We start from the raw sequence: 16,505 nt of genomic DNA on the forward strand, positions 1-16,505 counted from the left end.
GCGCCGGCTCAGCCGCTTCCGTCACCGGCCGGACCGGTGGATGACTTCCCGCGCCATCGCCCGATATGCCTCGGCCCCAGCAGATTTCGACGCCCACGTGGTGATGGGTTCGCCCGCGACACTGGCATCGGGGAACCGGACGGTGCGCGAGATTGCCGTGTCGTAGACCAGGTCGCCGAACACCTCGACAACACGCGCCATGACCTGGCGCGAATGTAGTAGCCGCGCATCGAACATGGTCACCACGATGCCGTAGAGGCTCAGCCTCGGGTTGAGCCGGTCACGCACCTTCTCCACGGTGTCGTTGAGCAGTGCGAGCCCGCGCAGCGAGAAGTACTCGCATTCCATCGGGATGATCACGCCGTCCGAGCAGGCCAGCGCGTTCACCGTGAGCAGGCCGAGCGACGGCTGGCAGTCGATGAGGATGTAGTCGTAGCGGCTGCGCACCGGCTCCAGCGCCCGCGCCAGTGTCTGCTCCCTGCCCACCTCGTTGACCAGCTGGATCTCCGCCGCTGACAGGTCGATATTGCTCGGCAGCAGGTCCAGGTTCTCGACGCGGGTCTCCATCAGCACGTCTTCGATGGACACCTTGGAACCGATGAGCAGGTTGTGCACCGTCAGATCGAGATCATGGTGGGCCACACCCAATCCCGCCGACAGCGCGCCCTGCGGGTCGAGATCGACGAGCAGTACCCGCCTGCCGAATTCCGCGAGCGCCGCACCGAGGTTGATGGTCGAGGTCGTCTTGCCGACGCCGCCCTTCTGATTGCACATGGCGACGATCAGGGCATCGCCGTGCCGCTCGAGCGGAGGCGGGTCGGGAACCACACGCAGTGGCCTCCCGGTGGGGCCCAGTGCCGCGTCGTCGGGGACCGGTTCAGCGCCATTGCCCCACAGCGTCTCCGCCGCGGCCGCCGAGTACGGCCCCTGCGGGGTACCCGTAAGCGGCTGCGCCCCAGCACTGATCGGCGGCTCTGCCGCACTGGCTGTCGTCACGATCCGCTGCTCCTTATACGTTCCTACCCGTTGCCTCGCCGAGCGTAGCGAGGCCGATCGGGCCCGACCTCGCTTTCGTACGGTCCAGCTCTCGAAAGAACGCTACCGCTTGACTGTGTCCAACTACCGCGCCTCAGCGCGGCGTGTTCGCAGTGAAACGTTACCTCTCACTCCCTCACCGCCACTCGGGTCCGCCGTCGAAATGGACGTCGAACCGGTCGTGCAGCTCGTCCATACTGTCCCAATCCGCCTCGCCTCGCGCGATGCGACCGAGTTGCCGAAAGTATTCGAACCGGACGATACCCGGTGTGAGCACCGCCAGGAACTCTGCCGGGCCGTCTGCCGAGGCACCGAACGCGTGCACCGTGCCCGGCGGGACCACGACCAGGCCACCTGTGGACACCGACTGAAGTTCGCCGTCGACAAGGAATTCCATGGTTCCCGCCAACACATAGAAGATTTCCGTCGACTTGGTGTGGTGATGCGGCCGTGTTCCGTTCGCGCCCGCCTGCAGGACGAGGCGATTGGCCCCGAACAAACCATCGGAGTTCTCGCTGTCCTCCAGCAGCCGGAAAGAACCGCCGCCGGGCAGCGACACCGCTTCGACGTCCGACTCGTGGACGATGAAAGCCTTTGACATTCAACTCACCTCACATGCTCAGCCGACATATTGCCGAGCCGACACAGCGCGGGCCCGACACGGAAACCAACCGGACCGAGGTCCATTTTCTTCCTCGGTACCCGAGGAAGGCCGATTTCCGCCAAGTGGCCAGGCCGAATTCGCCTGAAATACGTCGGGTCTCGCGGTCCCGAGCCGCGCCCGTCTAACGCGCGCGTGGATGCGCGGTGGCCCAGACTTCGCGCAAGGTGTTGATGGTGACCAAGGTATAGATCTGTGTCGTCGTGACAGACGCGTGCCCGAGCAGTTCCTGCACCACGCGTACATCCGCCCCACCGTCGAGCAAATGTGTTGCGAACGAATGCCGCAACGTGTGGGGGGAGACCGTCGCACCGATGCCGGCACGTTCGGCGGCCGTCTGCAGAACCTGCCAGGCCGTCTGCCGCGACAGCCTGCCCCCGCGCACATTCAGAAACAGCGCGCCCGCATTGCCTTTGCCGCTCGCGGCGAGCACCGGCCTGCCTCGCACCAGGTACGCGTCCACGGCGGCGAGAGCAGGCCTACCGATCGGCACCATGCGCTGCTTACCGCCCTTGCCGTGCAGCACCACCGCGCGCTCATCAGTGTCGAGGTCATCGACGCCGAGCCCGACCATCTCCGAGATCCGTGCGCCGGTCGAATAGAGCAGCTCGAGTAGTGCACGGTCACGCAGGCCGCGCGGCCCGCCATCCGTTCCGGCCGCGGCATCGGAATCCTCGGCATCCATCGGTCCGCCACCCGCGGCTTCCAGCAACCGCAGCACCTGGTCGTAGGGCAGCGCTTTGGGCAAACGCCTGCCCGGTGCCGGCGGCTTCACGGCATGTGCGACATCGGTCGTGGTGAGGCCCTCGGCCGCCGCGAAACGGTGCAGCCCGCGCACTGCGATCAGTGCGCGGGCCACCGAGCCTGCCGCCAGCGGCAGATGGTCGGCACTTCCTGCCCGCAACGCCATAGTGAACTCGGCGACATCGGACTCGGCGACCGTGTCGAGGCCGATGACACCGCGACCGGCAAGGAAATCCCGGTAGCGGCCGAGGTCACGGCGGTATGCGCCGAGAGTGTTCCGCGCGGCGCCGCGCTCGACCGCGAGATGGTCGAGATAGGCGTCGATCTCCCGCGCAAGCACCGCCGAATCCTCGGTCAGTCTTCGGATTGCTGCTGAGCCGCCTTGCGGCGGAGGAACGCAGTGGACTGACCCGGCCACGGTGCGTCGGCGGGTCGTAGCTCGGCGCTGCCCGCCCGTGCCGCCGCAAGCGCCAGCACCCCGGCAACCGCCGTCGCGTTGACGATCTCACCCGCCAGTGCAGCACGCACGGCCGCATCGACCGGCATCCGAACCAGCTCCAGATCCGCTTCCTCGTTTTCCGGCTCGGGCTGGTGGGTTTCGTACAGATTCCGCGCGAGGTAGACCCGCAGCGCCTCATCAGTGAAGCCGGGCGACAGCGCTACATCCACCAGCACCGACCACTCCCGGGCGGCGAGACCGGTCTCCTCCGCGAGCTCGCGCTCGGCCGCTTCGAGCGGATCCTCGCCCGGCAGATCGAGCAGCCCGGCGGGCAACTCGAGCAACCGAGTGCCCAGCGGATGCCGGTACTGCCGGATCAGCACCACGTTGTTGTCGTCGTCGATCGCCGCGACGGCAACCGCACCGTGGTGTTCGATCACCTCACGCTCGACGACCCGACCACCGGGCATTGCCACCTGGTCCAGCCGCAGCGCGAGGATCGCACCGCTGTAGACGGTCTTGCTGGACACCGTCTCGAAGTCGTGGCTACCTGGTCCACCCCCGTGCGCGGTCATTACGATCCTTGATCCGCGTCCGCGAGCTCTTCTTCGGGCAGGTCGACCGGAAGTCGCTCGGCCAGCTTGTATTTCAGCGCGGCCGCGATGAGCGCGGCGAACAACGGGTGCGGGCGGGTCGGACGGCTCTTCAGCTCCGGGTGCGCCTGGGTGGCGACGAAGAACGGGTGCTTGTCGGCGGGCAGCTCGACGAACTCGACCAAGTGCCCGTCCGGCGAGGTGCCGCTGAACCGCAGCCCGCTGGTCGCGATCTTGTCGCGGTAGGCGTTGTTCACCTCATAGCGGTGCCGATGCCGCTCGGAGACCTGCTCGGTGCCATAGGCCTGCGCGACCACCGAGCCCTTGGCGAGGGTGGCCGGATATGCACCGAGGCGCATGGTGCCACCGAGATCGGCTTCACCGGCGATGACCTGCTGCTGGTCTGCCATGGTCGAGATCACCGGATGCGGTGTGTCCGGCTCGAATTCGGCCGAGTTCGCCTCGGCGAGACCGACCGAACGCGCGGCTTCGATCACCACACACTGCAAACCGAGGCACAAGCCGAGCAGCGGCAGACCTCGGGTCCGCGCGTACCGGATCGCGCCGACCTTGCCCTCGATGCCGCGAATGCCGAACCCGCCCGGGATCAGCACCGCGTCCACATCACGCAGCGCGGCCTGCGCGCCCGCCGGGGTCTCACACTCGTCGGACTGCACCCAGCGAATGTTGACCTTGGCCCGCGAGGCGAACCCGCCCGCGCGCAGTGCCTCGGTCACCGACAGGTAGGCGTCGGGCAGATCGACATATTTGCCGACCAGCGCGACCTCGACAGTTTCCCGCGGCGAGTGCACGCGATCGAGCAGATCGCCCCAGACCGTCCAATCCACGTCGCGGAACGGCAGCCCGAGCTTGCGCACCACGTAGGCATCGAGGCCCTCTCGATGCAGCACCTTCGGAATGTCGTAGATCGACGGTGCGTCCGGGGTGGAGATACAGGCGTCGACGTCGACGTCGCACATCAGCGCGATTTTGCTCTTGAGGCCCTGCGGCACATCCCGGTCGCAGCGCAAGATCAGCGCGTCGGGCTGGATGCCGATGCTGCGCAGCGCCGCCACCGAGTGCTGCGTCGGTTTGGTCTTGAGTTCGCCCGATGGAGCCAGGTATGGCACCAGCGACACGTGCAGGAAGAAGACGTTCTCCCGGCCCACATCATGGCGCACCTGACGGGCGGCCTCGAGGAACGGCTGCGACTCGATGTCGCCGACCGTGCCGCCGATCTCGGTGATGACCACGTCCGGGACGTGTCCCTCCAGATCAGGGCCTGCCATCGCGAGGATGCGGCTCTTGATCTCATCGGTGATGTGCGGGATGACCTGCACCGTGTCGCCGAGGTACTCGCCGCGCCGCTCCTTGGCGATCACCGACGAATACACCTGCCCCGTAGTGACATTCGCGTCGCCGGACAGGTCCCTGTCGAGGAACCGCTCGTAGTGACCGACATCCAGGTCGGTCTCGGCGCCGTCCTCCGTCACGAACACCTCTCCGTGCTGGAACGGATTCATGGTGCCGGGATCGACGTTCAAGTACGGGTCGAGTTTCTGCATCGTGACGCGCAGCCCGCGCGCCGTCAACAGCTGACCGAGGCTGGAGGCGGTAAGACCTTTACCCAATGAGGAGGCGACACCACCGCTGACGAAGATGTGTTTCGTCGCTGTTCGCGCCTGAATCCGTGTTTGACCCACGGGTCTTCACGGTAACACGAATCCGCAGTTCCGATCGCACCACACGCATGTTTGCCACCAGGTCGCTGCATTGGGATTGCGCGCGCCGCCGACAGTGTTCACAGCGTAGCTGTGGTGCGTCTGTCCGAAGCCGCGTCACCGCACCGATTCACCCGGACTGCGACTGTGAGAGAGGTCGCCTCGGCACGGCCACGGTATCGCGGAGCACGCATTGGTCGAACCTTCGCAAGAGCGGTCAGTGCGGCAGGGCGACGAGGGTGAGGGAATTCGCCTTGGTACCGGTGCCGTACCGGCCCGCGCCGCCGTTCAGTTGCTCGCTGAGGCCCAGGACGGTGGTGACCCGGCCGATTTCCCGGTCGAGGTTGTCGACGGTGGTGACGGTGGTGGCCAGGGCCGCGTCGGAGCGAATGGCGGCGACGGGGCCCGGTTCGTCGGCGGCTCCGGAGCGGCCGGCCAGGACCGTGCCCGCACTACGGCCGCGGAGGGCTCCTGCGAAACGGGCAATGTTCGAGCCCTGACCGTTCTCGTGGGAGCGGGCGCCGTCGCCGGTGATGACGACCGCGAGTTGCGCCGGGTCGACCGGAGTATCGCCGTAGGCGAGGAAGCCGCCGCCGCGCAGCGTCTCCAGCGCCAGGCTCAACTCCTGCGGGGTGCTGCGGGGTTGCGAGTTCGCGGGATCGAGCGACAGCACGAGGCCGAGCAGATCGCCCGCCATGCTGCCCTGATCGACCGCTCCACTGCGCAACTGAGCGCCTGCGGGGATGACATTGATGAGGGTGGTGCGCAGCCGGTCGCCCTCGGTGGTGTCGAGGAAGGCGTCGGTGAGTGCGATCTTGCCTGTCACTGTGGCACCGGAGGTGTCGAGGCCCATGGTGACGGCTTCGATGTCGGTGGGGTCGGCGTCGGGGGTGGTGAACACCACAACGCTGCGGTCGATGAGGGTGCCTGCGAGGATCCGGCCTGCTGAGCCTGCGGTGAAACGATCGGCGGCGTTCAGTTCGTCGGTTAGTCGGCGGTTCTGTTCGGAGATTGTGTCGACCTGATTGCGTAGATCGGTCTTGTCCGCACGCAACCCGTGCAGCAGGTCCGCCGCCACCGTCTGCGAGCCGAGCACCACGCCGACGGCCAGCGCTAGGAAGATCGCGACGAGAGAAACGGCGTGCTGTCGTAGCGAAATCATCGACGCTCCTGGGTTTCTGCGGTACATCCACCCCCGGCCGGGCTGATGAGAACTGCGCGATGGTGTCTCATCAGCCTCTCCTGTGCAGTCTTTCGCCCGATCATTTGTCGACCAGGCCCTGCGCCCATAGCGCGAAGCGGTTCCAGGTGTCGATGGCCCAATCGAGCACCTCGCCGCCCATATGGGAGGCGAGCATCGCGACGATCACGGCGATCAGCGCGGCGAGCACGATCATCGCGATCGCGATGCCGGACACACGGTTGCGATACAGCGTGGCAACGGCTTTGGCGTCCATCAGCTTGGTACCGACCTTGAGCCGGGTGAGGAACGTGGCCGGGTTGCTGTCGCGACGGCCGCGATCGAAGAAGTCGTCCAGCGATGCGGCGGCGCCCGCGGTCACGATCAGCGACGCGCCGTGATGGTGGGCCAGCAACAACGCCAGGTCGGCAGGCGAGCCCGACGAGGGGAAGGTCGTCGCACCGATACCGAGATCCTGAATGCGCTCCAAGCCCTTGGCGTGGCCGTCGGTGTCGGCGGGCAGAATCACTTCGGCGCCGGATTTCAATGTGCTGGTGGTGATTTCGTCCGGATCGCCGACGATGAGGTCGGGCCGGTAGCCCTGCTTCATGAGGGTGTCCGCGCCGCGGCCGACGCCGACCAGGATCGGCGCGTACTCCTTGATGAAGGGCTTGAGCGCCTTCAGATCGACCGCGTGGTCGGGACCGTCGGCCACCACGACCACGTGCCGATGCTTCATCACCAGGTCGAGTTCCGGAACACCGATGCCATCGATCAGCAGCGCGCTCTCGGTGCGGAAGAACTCGATGGTATTGCCCGCGAACGCCTCGAGGTGATCGGCGAGACCGTTGCGGGCCTCGATCATCCGGTCGGTAATGCCGGCTTCGGTCAGTTCGATGCCCTCGACGAGGACCTCGGGCTCTTTCCTGGTCAGCTTGTCCGCGTAGACGATGCCCTCGTTGATGCGAACCTTCGCGCCATCCTTGATTTTGCTGAACGCATCCGAGCTCACCGTGTCCAGCAGTAGTATGCCGTTGGCCACCAACACTTCCGGGCCGAGATTCGGATAACGACCAGAAATCGACGGCGAGGTATTCACCACCGCGACCACCCCAGCCTCGACGAGCCGATCGGCGGTGAGCCGATCCAGATCCATCTCGTCCAGCACCACCACATCACCGGGCCCGACCCGCTCGAGCAGACGCCGGGTGTTGCGGTCGACCCGGGCGATGCCGGTGCGCCCTGGCAGCGTTTCGGTGTTCCTCGACAACAACGCCAACATCTTCATGGGCCCGATAATGGCCGCCAACCCTCAACCATTGATGGAGGCGCGCCGAGTCATCGGTCACATTCGTCACTGTGATACCAGCCAGCGCATCGCACGGAACCCCTCGACGGCCACGTCGACCGATGGCAGGTTTCGGCTGTACGGACGATCATCCAGACCACGGCCGAGCAGCCACCGAGGCGCTGAGTGTGGTCGGCCTCGACACTGGTCGACACGCGATCCACATCCGCCTGCCGCGCCGCAACAACCGACCGAAGTACCCGTATGCTGCGGGTCACAGATATCTCGAAGAGGAGACATTTATGGCCAGCACCACCGTCGACGCTGTCATCGCCGCCCCGCGCGAGGTCGTGTACCGGCTTTTCGCCGAACGCGAGAGCATCAGTCCCTACCTTCCGGTCCAGATCAAGCTGACCAAGCCAGGACTGACCGAGCGTGAAGGCGTCGGTGCGCAGCACCTGATCGGCGTCGGCCCGCTCGGCGTCACCGAAGAGATCACCAAGCTGGTGCCGGGCGAGCGCATGGAATACAAGATCGTCAAGGGCGCTCCGGTGAAGCGGCACGTCGGAGTCGTCACCTTCACCGACGCCGCCAACGGAACCCTGGTGTCCTACACGATGGAATCCGAGCCGAGCCTGCCTGTGCCGTCCAAGATCCTGGAGTTCGGCCTGCGTAACCTCATCTCCCAGTTCATCCGCGGCGCCCAGAAGGCCGTGCGCTGAACTGGTAACCGCACCCGTTCCGGGATCCGCGACCGCTGGCGATCCCAGCGGTGCGCATCCAGAGGCACGAGGCGGCTGTCAGGCCGACGCGCGTTCGGAGCGGGCGGTCTCGAGGAGCTCTTCCGCGTGGGCTCGCCCGGTCTCGGTGTCGTCGAGCCCTGCCAGCATGCGAGCCAATTCGATCACTCGCTCATCTTTCGTGAGCGCGCGAACACCACTGTTGACCTTGCCCTTGCCGTCGTCGGACTTGTCCACCACCAGGTGCGTGTCGGCGAACGCGGCGACCTGCGGCAAGTGGGTCACCACGATCACCTGATGGGTGCGGGCGAGACGCGCGAGCCTGCGGCCGATCTCCACCGCGGCCCGGCCGCCGACGCCGGCGTCGACCTCGTCGAACACCATCGTCGCGCCGTGGTCGGAACTGGCGAGCACCACTTCGAGGGCCAACATCACGCGCGAGAGTTCACCACCGGACGCGCTCTTACTCAAGGGCAGCGACTGCGCGCCGGAATGCGCGGACAGCCGGAACTCCACCTCGTCTACGCCGGATGATCCTGCGTGCAGCTCCTTTCCATCGACCGTCAGCGGCGCGGAATCCTGTGGGCTCGCCGGCACCGGGCGCACCTCGACCTCGAGCCGCGCTTTACCCATGGCCAGCCCGCCCAGTTCGGCGCTCACCGCGGCGGCGAGCTTGCCCGCCGACTTGGTCCGCGCGGCCGTCAGCTTGCGCGCCGCCTCCCGGACACGCTCGGCGGCGATGTCCACTTCGGCGGCCAACGCAGTCAAGGCCTCTTCCGAAACATCGAGCGAGCCGAGCCGGGTGCGCGACTCATCCGCCCATGCGATCACCCCGTCGACGTCGGGGGCGTATTTGCGGGTGAGCGTCTTGAGTTCGGCCTGCCTGGTGAGCAGCGAGTCCAGTGCGCCGGGATCCGACGGCAGGTCCGAAAGATAGCCGCTGAGTTCGGTTGTCAGATCGACTACCAGCGCGATGGCCTCCTCCAGCCGGGGCGCGAGGGCGGTCAATGCGGGATCGTCGGCCGATTCCACCCGGGCCCGTGCCACACCGAGCAATTCCAGTGCGCCCGAACCGTCTTCGGGCGAATCCGGGGAACCGGCCAGTGCGTCATGCGCTGTCACGGCCGCCTCGCGCAAGGAATCCAGGTCGCTCAGCCTGCGCACCTCGTCCACGATGCGCACATCCTCACCGGGCTCCGGTGCGATGGCATCGATTTCGGTGAGCGAATGCTTGAGCCGGTCGGCCTCCAGCGCGAGTTCTCTACTGCGCGCGGTGCGTTCGATCAGTTCGGTGCGGGCCTCGAGCCAGGACCGCCGGTGCACCTGATACTTGCGCAGCAACGGTCCGACCGTGTCGGCGGCAAACTGATCCAGCGCGGACAACTGCTGGTCCGGGCGCTGCAGCCGCAGTTGGTCGTTCTGGCCGTGCACGGTGAGCAGTGGGGCGGTGAAGTCGGCGAGCACGGCGGCGGGCACACCGCGGCCACCGAGATGGGCGCGCGAACGACCATCACTGCCGACTGTCCTGATCGCGATGATGCTGCCATCGTCATCGGCCGCTGCCGCAGCCGATTCCAGCACCTGCTCGACCTCGGCGCGCGCGGCGTCATTGACGTCGTCAACAGTGAAGCGCCCCTCCACCACGGCGCGCGCGGCACCGAGCCGCACCCGGCCCGCATCGGCCCGCGCGCCGCTGAGCAGGTGCAGGCTCGTGACCACCATAGTCTTGCCCGCACCGGTTTCACCGGTGAGAACTGTCAGACCCTCATGGAATTGCGCAGTGGCGGTCGAGATAACGCCAAGGCCATCAATCCTGATCTCTGTCAGCACGTGTGCTCTCCGTTCGCCGTCGGCCACGCCAGCCTGTCACGGGCAATTGGAACTTGCGCACCATCCGATCCGCGAAAGGCGCGGAATCCAACCGCACCCAGCGCACCGGCTCGGCGCCGCGGACCGCTTCGACCCGCCCGCCCTTCGGCAGCGCGAGGGTACGCCTGCCGTCGAGGAAAACTATCGCATCATGTCCCGTCGCAACGGATTCCACGGCGATACGCGACTCGGGGCTCGTCACCAGCGGGCGCGCGAACAGGGCATGCGCATTGCTCGGAATCACCAGCAGCGCTTCGAGTTCCGGCCACACCACCGGACCGCCCGCGGAGAACGCGTACGCGGTCGAACCGGTGGGCGTCGAGATCAGGATGCCGTCACAGCCGAACTGCGACACCGGACGTCCGTCGACCTCCATCACCACCTCGAGCACACCCATCCGCGCGGCATTCTCGATACTTGCTTCGTTCAACGCCCAACCGGTTTCGACGATCTCGTCATCCACACGGACGGTGACGTCGATCGTCATCCGATCCTCGATGCGGTAATCCTTGCGGACCACCTGGGCCAACGCCTCGTCCAGATGCTCCGCCTCGGCCTCGGTGAGGAAACCGATGCGGCCCAGATTGATTCCCAACACCGGCACCGCGGCAGGCCGTGCCAGCTCGGCGGCACGCAGGAAAGTGCCGTCACCACCGAGGACGAGCACCATCTCACAACCCACCGCCGCATCCGGGCAGTGCTCGACCACCCGGACCGGATAACCGCCGGGCGCGGCCACCGCCGAAGTGCCTGGCCCCGGGGCCTCACAATCGAGATCAACATCGAACCGGGTGCCTTCCGCCTCATCGGCGAGCACCCGCAGCCCGATCCCGGCATCGGCGAAGATCTTGGCCACCCGATGGGCGGTTTCGATGATCTCCGCGCGGCCGGGATGCGAAACCAACAGAATCTCCCGGCCACCGGACTCGGCCGGCGCCTGCGCGTTCACTGTGGACCCTCCTCAACCGCACGCTCGACGAGGGCCGCGACCTGCTCGCCGTCGTACTCGAACTGCCCGTCGTTACGCAGCCACAGAAAGTATTCGACATTGCCCGACGGGCCGGGCAGCGGGCTGGCAACTACCGCTCGAGTGCGCAGTCCCAACCCCGCGGCCGCGGCCGCGACATCGCGCACCACTTCGGCACGCAAAACCGGATCGCGCACAACACCGCCGGAACCCACCCGTTCTTTTCCCACTTCGAACTGGGGTTTCACCATCGGCAACAGGTCTGCGCCCAACGCAGAACAGGCGGCGAGCGCAGGCAGCACCAGGCCGAGGGAGATGAACGACAGATCGCCCACCACAAGCTCCACCGTGCCACCGATCGATTCGGGGGTCACGCTGCGGACGTTGGTGCGATCGAAAACCCGCACCCGTTCATCGTTCTGCAGCCGCCAGATCAGCTGGCCGTAGCCGACATCCACGGCGACGACCTCGCGTGCGTGTTTGGAGAGCAAGACATCGGTGAAGCCACCGGTCGAGGCACCCGCGTCCAGGCAGCGCTTACCCGCGATCGTCAAACCCTCGGGTTCGAACGCTTCGAGCGCGCCCAGGAGCTTGTGCGCACCGCGCGAAGCCCATGACACCTCGTCGGGTTCGTCGCGCACCACCAGCGGGGTGCCCGTTTCGACGGCCGTCGCCGGTTTCACCGCGACCGTTCCAGCTATCAGGACGCGGCCCGCGCCGATCAGCTCGACCGCGTGTTCCCGCGATCTCGCCAACCCGCGGCGAACCAGTTCGGCGTCCACCCGCGCGCGCCTGGCCACCTCAGATCTTGTCCACCGTGGCCAAGGCCTGAACCAGCACCTCGTGTGCCTGCTCCAGGATGCGCGCCCGCCGCGTGATGTCGGTGCCGGTTTCGGCGCCCTGGGGCTGACCGGCACGCGAACCGAGCTCGGCGAGCAGGCTCTCGACATCGGCGCGAATCCGAGCGGGATCGGCCGGTTCCGGGCGCCCTTGTGCGCCAGGCAGATGCTGGCCCGGCATCGGGACCCCCGGGCGGGGTCCGTTCGAGCCGGGGCCGTTCATACCGGGTCCATACGGGCGGGGCATCGGAGTACTCATCGTGATGTCAACGCTATCGGATTTCCGAACCGGACGCGCGCACCGTCACGGCTCGTCCCGGGTTGCGCCGCAAGCGTGTGGTCAAGTCGGCGACCAAGTCGGTCGCGGCCGGGTCCGGTTCGTCTGCCACGGGCGGGTGATTCAATGCGTCCAGCGATTCCGACACATAGGTCGGGATCAGGTCAGCGGGGGCGTCGCGCAGCTCATCGAGGGTGCTCACGCCGGTCAGGACCAGCAGCGAATCGAGGCCGACCCGGTTGGCGCCCTCGATGTCGGTGTCGAGGCGGTCCCCCACGACCAGCGCGCTGCGGGTGCCCGCCCGCACCAAGGCGTCCTCCATGAGCGGCGCGTAAGGCTTCCCCGCCACCAGTGGCGCACGACCGGAAGCCGCTCGCAGGGCCGCGACCATGGCGCCGTTGCCCGGCGCGAGTCCACGCTCGTTCGGCAAAGTCTTGTCGGTATTAGCGGCAACCCACAGGGCGTCGGCGCTCAGCGCGTAGGCCGCCTCGGCCAGATCCGGCCACGCGGTCGTCGGCGAATGTCCTTGTACGACAGCATCGGGCGTGGTGCCGTTGAAGCGGCGGACCGAACGCAGACCGACGGCATCCACCTCCGCGGCGAGATCATCGGTGCCGACGATCAAGACGGTCGCGCCGGATTCGAGTCGCTCAGCGAGCAGCCGGGCCGCCGCCTGCGCACTGGTCACGACATCGTCGGTCGTCGCGGGGAAACCGAGTTCGGCCAGGTGCTGGGCGACCGCGTCCGGCCCTCGGCTCGCATTGTTCGTGACGTAGACGAGCCGTTGCGGCACGCCGGAATTCGCCAGTGCCTCGGGGGCGCCTTCGATCATCTCAGGTCCGCGGTACAGCGTGCCGTCCAGATCCAGCAGTAGGGCTTCGTAGCGATCTCGTAGCCGCTTCACACCACTCTCACTCCATATCACCGTCGGCAGCCCTTGCCGAACTCTTCGCCCATGCTCCATTGCCCGGCGATCTGCTTCGCGGGTCGGCACGCGGCCGCAGCTCTCGGAAGCACACAGCACACTACGCCCACCGCTCGACAACAAAGAACGGCCGTCGTCGCCGGTCACGGCCCACCGTAGAGCAACCGTGCCCGAGCGAGATCCACGAACTCGCCCGGCTGCACGTGCAGGAAGTACTCCAGCTGCCACGCCTGTGTGGCACGGGCCTGACGGTTCGTGGTGTCCGCCCACGGCGGATAGATCCGAAACCCGCGCTTACCACCCGAACCGTCAATGGAGACAATATCTTTCGCACACAACACGGAGCCAGGAAAAATGAATTGGCCGAAGTGGCTTCCGGTGCGGGTACTGATGACGAACAGCTCGACGCGATCGGCGACATCGAACGGCCGGATCGGTCCGCCCACCCCGCGCTGCCACACGGTGACGAACTGACCGACTTTCGTCGGTGTCGATTTGCCTACTCGAAACCGCACCGACCGACCGCCCACCGTGAAAGAGTGCGCCGCATACTCGGCGCTCTCCGGTTCGACTACCGGCACAGAACAATCAAGCTCGAGAGGCTCGAATATCAGTGCTTTCGCGGCAGCCAGATCATCGTGGGCCGACCAAGGTTCCACCTGCACTACTGGACTCCGCCTGCGCTCGGAATCCGATCTCGCCAAAACATTCCGCTCAGCACTCCAGCAGTACTCACAAGCCTCCGCCATTGGTCTATTCCGCGCAGCACTCCGACGGCGCTAGTGGCCGCCGGAGGTGCCGGACCGTTCCGCTCAGCACTCCAGCAGTACTGACAAGCCTCCGCCGCTGGTCTATTCGGCGCGGCACTCCGACGACACCGGCAGCCTGTGTCGGTGCTCCGGCAGACGCAACTTCGACCGCCTTCGTGAGGAGGAGTCGCCGAATAGCTCTGTACGGACTCCGACGGCGCTGAGAATACCGAGTCACCGAACAGTTTCGTACCGCACTCACAAACCTGTGCCGCTGCGGTTCACTCTGCAGCGCACTCCGGCGGCACCCGGAAGCCTGTCCCGTGTATCAGATCCGCGGTTCGCTCCGGCGACATCGGAAGCCGGAGTTGCCGCGCGGCTCCGTAACACGCACTCCAGCGGCACTGAGAAGCCCGAGTCGCCGAACAGTTTCGCTCTGCAGTCCACCAGCACTCACAAGTCTGTACAGCCGGTCAGTTCCGCATTGCACTCCGGCGGCGCTCAGACGCTCGAATCGGCGGGCGGTTCCGCTCCACGCCCTGCCGGCGCGCGGACGCTTGCGGTGCCGGTCAGCTCCGCTACGCACTGTGACGGCAGTCGAGAGCCGGTCTCGCCCGACAGTTCCGTACCGCGCACCGATCCCACGGTCAGAAGTCGGTCTCGCCGGTCAATTCGGCTGCGCGGTCTTCGGCGTCGGTCTCGCCGTCCAGGTCGGCGGAGGCGGCGTTGAGGAACCAAGTGAGTCCGTCGTCGGTTCTGCCCGCCGCGACAAGTGCGTCGGCGTAGGCATAGAACAGCCGGGCGGCGGCCGAGCCGGTGCGGGACGGGTCCAAATCGGAAGTCTGCAAGGTGACCACGGCCTGGTCGTACTGGCCGAGGTCCATACGGGCGCCGGCAACCACAATGCGTAGTTCACTGGCCTCATCGCCGCTCAGGGCGCGGGCCTCGTCGCTGCGGCCGAGTTCGATCGCACGCTCAGGTCGGCCGAGACCGCGTTCACAGTCCGCCATCACCGCGAGCAGACCGGAGCCACCGGACATCCGACGGGCGGTACGCAGCTCGGAGAGCGCCTCGGCCCACTCACCCGCGTGGTAGGCAGTCACACCCGCGGTTTCGCGAACCACGGCAATGCGGCCTGCGCGCTGCCGTGCCGCACGGGCGTGTGCCAGCGCCAAGCCGGGGTCGTCGTCGATCAGCCTGGCCGCCATGACCAGGTGGCGGGCGACGGCTTCTGCATTGGTCTTGTCCAAGCTCAGCAGGTCACGTCGGACCGCAGGTTCGAGATCTGATGCCTGGATGTCGTCCGGCAGATCCGGCTCCTCGGGCCGCGGCGGGCGTCGATCCGCCGACTGGCCGCCACCTCCCGCGCGCGCACCCTCGCCACCACGACGACGATCCTCCGACGGTCCGTCCCCACGCTGAAACGACCCGCGGTCCGATCCGCCACGCGCACCGGACCGTCCGAAGTCTGCACGCTCACCAGAATCTCTGCGCTTGAAACCACCGCGCTGACCGGAATCAGGGCGGTTGGCCCCACGATCAGCGGACCCGCCTCGTGAATCACCACCCCGATTGGACCCGCCACGCTGGCCCGAATCACCGCCACGATTGAAACCGCCCCGGTCGCCGGAGCCACCGCGCTCACTCGCATCGCCACTGCCACGGTTGAAACCGCCACGTTCACCGGAATCACCGCCACGATTGAATCCGCCTCGCTGGCCGGATTCACCACCGCGATTGGACCCGCCCGGCTGACCGGAGTCGCCTCCACGGTTGAAACCGCCACGCTCGCCTGATCCCCCACGCGAGCCGGAATCATCTCGTCGGTTGAATCCACCTCGATCGTTGGAGCCGCTGCGCGGGCCGGAACCACCGCTGCGGTTGGAACCGCCACGCTCACTCGAATCCTCGCGGCGCTTGAAGCCGCCCGCGGAGTCACCTCGCTGGCTGGAGCCTTCGGAGTCGTTGCGCCGGTTGAATCCACCACGCTCGCCCGATCCGCCGCGCTGGCCGGAATCACCGCTGCGTTTGAATCCGCCCCGCTGCTCCGAGCCTTGGCCGCCGGTGCGATCCCGCTCGGGGCGGTTCGAGGACGAGTCACCACCGCCACCACGTGCGGGGCGCTCGCCGCCTGCACCACGCTGGCCGGAACCAGAGGCGGGGGTGTCACGCCGGAAGGACTTCCGGTTGTCGTTCTGTTCCGACACGGTGATCCCTTTCTAGGTTCCAAAAAGTGGTCGGGGCCCCACAAATTGAATCACGTGTCGATGGTGGGGCATGGACGCGGAGGCGTGCGATGGGCACGCAAGGTGCTCAAACGCCGATAGGGGACCCAGAATCTGGGTCCCCTATCGTGAATGATGTTCCGGCGGTGTCCTACTCTCCCACACCCTGTCGAGTGCAGTACCATCGGCGCTGGCAGGCTTAGCTTCCGGGTTCGGAATGGGACCGGGCGTTTCCCTGCCGCTATGGCCGCCG

At 66.8% G+C, this 16,505-nt stretch carries 14 protein-coding genes, 1 rRNA gene and 1 pseudogene; 1 reads left to right on the plus strand and 15 read right to left on the minus strand.

The annotated features are described in order from the left end of the window. Positions 1-21 precede the first annotated feature (21 nt). From ACLMAL_RS37080 to steA, 7 genes are all read right to left on the minus strand, one after another. Positions 22-897: a ParA family protein gene (locus ACLMAL_RS37080; RefSeq protein WP_412003341.1), complete on the minus strand. Its 876-nt coding sequence runs from the start codon at positions 895-897 to the stop codon at positions 22-24. A gap of 274 nt (positions 898-1,171) precedes the next feature. Further along, positions 1,172-1,636, minus strand: coding sequence for a cupin domain-containing protein (locus tag ACLMAL_RS37085; RefSeq protein WP_328411906.1), 465 nt, complete (start codon positions 1,634-1,636; stop codon positions 1,172-1,174). A gap of 184 nt (positions 1,637-1,820) precedes the next feature. Beyond that, positions 1,821-2,780, minus strand: a complete 960-nt coding sequence (xerD, locus tag ACLMAL_RS37090; RefSeq protein WP_412003328.1) for a site-specific tyrosine recombinase XerD — start codon at positions 2,778-2,780, stop codon at positions 1,821-1,823. A gap of 14 nt (positions 2,781-2,794) precedes the next feature. Next, the gene (locus ACLMAL_RS37095) at positions 2,795-3,454 is read right to left on the minus strand and encodes an NUDIX domain-containing protein (RefSeq protein WP_412003329.1); all 660 of its coding nucleotides are present in this window, start codon (positions 3,452-3,454) and stop codon (positions 2,795-2,797) included. Beyond that, the gene (locus ACLMAL_RS37100; protein WP_412003330.1) at positions 3,454-5,175 is read right to left on the minus strand and encodes a CTP synthase; all 1,722 of its coding nucleotides are present in this window, start codon (positions 5,173-5,175) and stop codon (positions 3,454-3,456) included. The genes ACLMAL_RS37095 and ACLMAL_RS37100 overlap by 1 nt, the downstream gene beginning before the upstream one ends. 235 nt (positions 5,176-5,410) lie before the next feature. Next, complete coding sequence (locus ACLMAL_RS37105) at positions 5,411-6,355, minus strand: copper transporter (protein WP_412003331.1); 945 nt, start codon at positions 6,353-6,355, stop codon at positions 5,411-5,413. 100 nt (positions 6,356-6,455) lie between these two features. Then, positions 6,456-7,661 (minus strand): putative cytokinetic ring protein SteA, encoded by a 1,206-nt coding sequence (gene steA, locus ACLMAL_RS37110; RefSeq protein WP_412003332.1) that lies wholly within the window; start codon positions 7,659-7,661, stop codon positions 6,456-6,458. Between the two features lie 302 nt (positions 7,662-7,963). On the opposite strand from steA, the gene ACLMAL_RS37115 reads away from it, so the two are divergent. Then, positions 7,964-8,383: an SRPBCC family protein gene (locus ACLMAL_RS37115; RefSeq protein WP_412003333.1), complete on the plus strand. Its 420-nt coding sequence runs from the start codon at positions 7,964-7,966 to the stop codon at positions 8,381-8,383. A 78-nt stretch (positions 8,384-8,461) separates the two neighbouring features. Here ACLMAL_RS37115 and recN read toward each other — a convergent pair whose 3' ends face one another. The 8 genes and pseudogenes from recN to rrf all read right to left on the minus strand — a co-directional run. Continuing rightward, a complete protein-coding gene (recN, locus tag ACLMAL_RS37120) occupies positions 8,462-10,231 on the minus strand; it encodes a DNA repair protein RecN (RefSeq protein WP_412003334.1) in 1,770 nt (589 codons plus the stop codon). Continuing rightward, positions 10,209-11,219: an NAD kinase gene (locus ACLMAL_RS37125; protein WP_412003335.1), complete on the minus strand. Its 1,011-nt coding sequence runs from the start codon at positions 11,217-11,219 to the stop codon at positions 10,209-10,211. Before ACLMAL_RS37125 ends, recN begins: the two co-directional genes overlap by 23 nt. Further along, positions 11,216-12,037: a TlyA family RNA methyltransferase gene (locus tag ACLMAL_RS37130; RefSeq protein ID WP_412003336.1), complete on the minus strand. Its 822-nt coding sequence runs from the start codon at positions 12,035-12,037 to the stop codon at positions 11,216-11,218. Before ACLMAL_RS37130 ends, ACLMAL_RS37125 begins: the two co-directional genes overlap by 4 nt. Before the next feature lies 1 nt (position 12,038). Next, complete coding sequence (locus tag ACLMAL_RS37135; protein WP_412003337.1) at positions 12,039-12,335, minus strand: hypothetical protein; 297 nt, start codon at positions 12,333-12,335, stop codon at positions 12,039-12,041. 13 nt (positions 12,336-12,348) lie between these two features. Further along, positions 12,349-13,257, minus strand: coding sequence for an HAD-IIA family hydrolase (locus ACLMAL_RS37140; RefSeq protein ID WP_412003338.1), 909 nt, complete (start codon positions 13,255-13,257; stop codon positions 12,349-12,351). A 164-nt stretch (positions 13,258-13,421) separates the two neighbouring features. Beyond that, on the minus strand, positions 13,422-13,859 hold the full coding sequence (locus tag ACLMAL_RS37145; RefSeq protein WP_412003339.1) for a MepB family protein: 438 nt from the start codon (positions 13,857-13,859) through the stop codon (positions 13,422-13,424). Positions 13,860-14,674: 815 nt separating this feature from the next. Then, positions 14,675-15,718, minus strand: a pseudogene (locus ACLMAL_RS37150) (hypothetical protein); the annotation flags it as partial. 672 nt (positions 15,719-16,390) lie between these two features. Further along, positions 16,391-16,505 (minus strand): 5S ribosomal RNA (gene rrf, locus ACLMAL_RS37155); the annotation flags it as partial.

Origin of the sequence: Nocardia sp. CWNU-33, assembly GCF_046764895.1 — a bacterium.
Classification (GTDB): Bacteria; Actinomycetota; Actinomycetes; order Mycobacteriales; family Mycobacteriaceae; genus Nocardia.

Coding starts and splice junctions, on each gene's coding strand:
- ACLMAL_RS37085 (WP_328411906.1), bottom strand. CDS start 1,636: ATGTCAAAGGCTTTCATCGTCCACGAGTCGGACGTCGAAGCGGTGTCG.
- ACLMAL_RS37095 (WP_412003329.1), bottom strand. CDS start 3,454: ATGACCGCGCACGGGGGTGGACCAGGTAGCCACGACTTCGAGACGGTG.
- ACLMAL_RS37105 (WP_412003331.1), bottom strand. CDS start 6,355: ATGATTTCGCTACGACAGCACGCCGTTTCTCTCGTCGCGATCTTCCTA.
- steA (WP_412003332.1), bottom strand. CDS start 7,661: ATGAAGATGTTGGCGTTGTTGTCGAGGAACACCGAAACGCTGCCAGGG.
- ACLMAL_RS37115 (WP_412003333.1), top strand. CDS start 7,964: ATGGCCAGCACCACCGTCGACGCTGTCATCGCCGCCCCGCGCGAGGTC.
- ACLMAL_RS37135 (WP_412003337.1), bottom strand. CDS start 12,335: ATGAGTACTCCGATGCCCCGCCCGTATGGACCCGGTATGAACGGCCCC.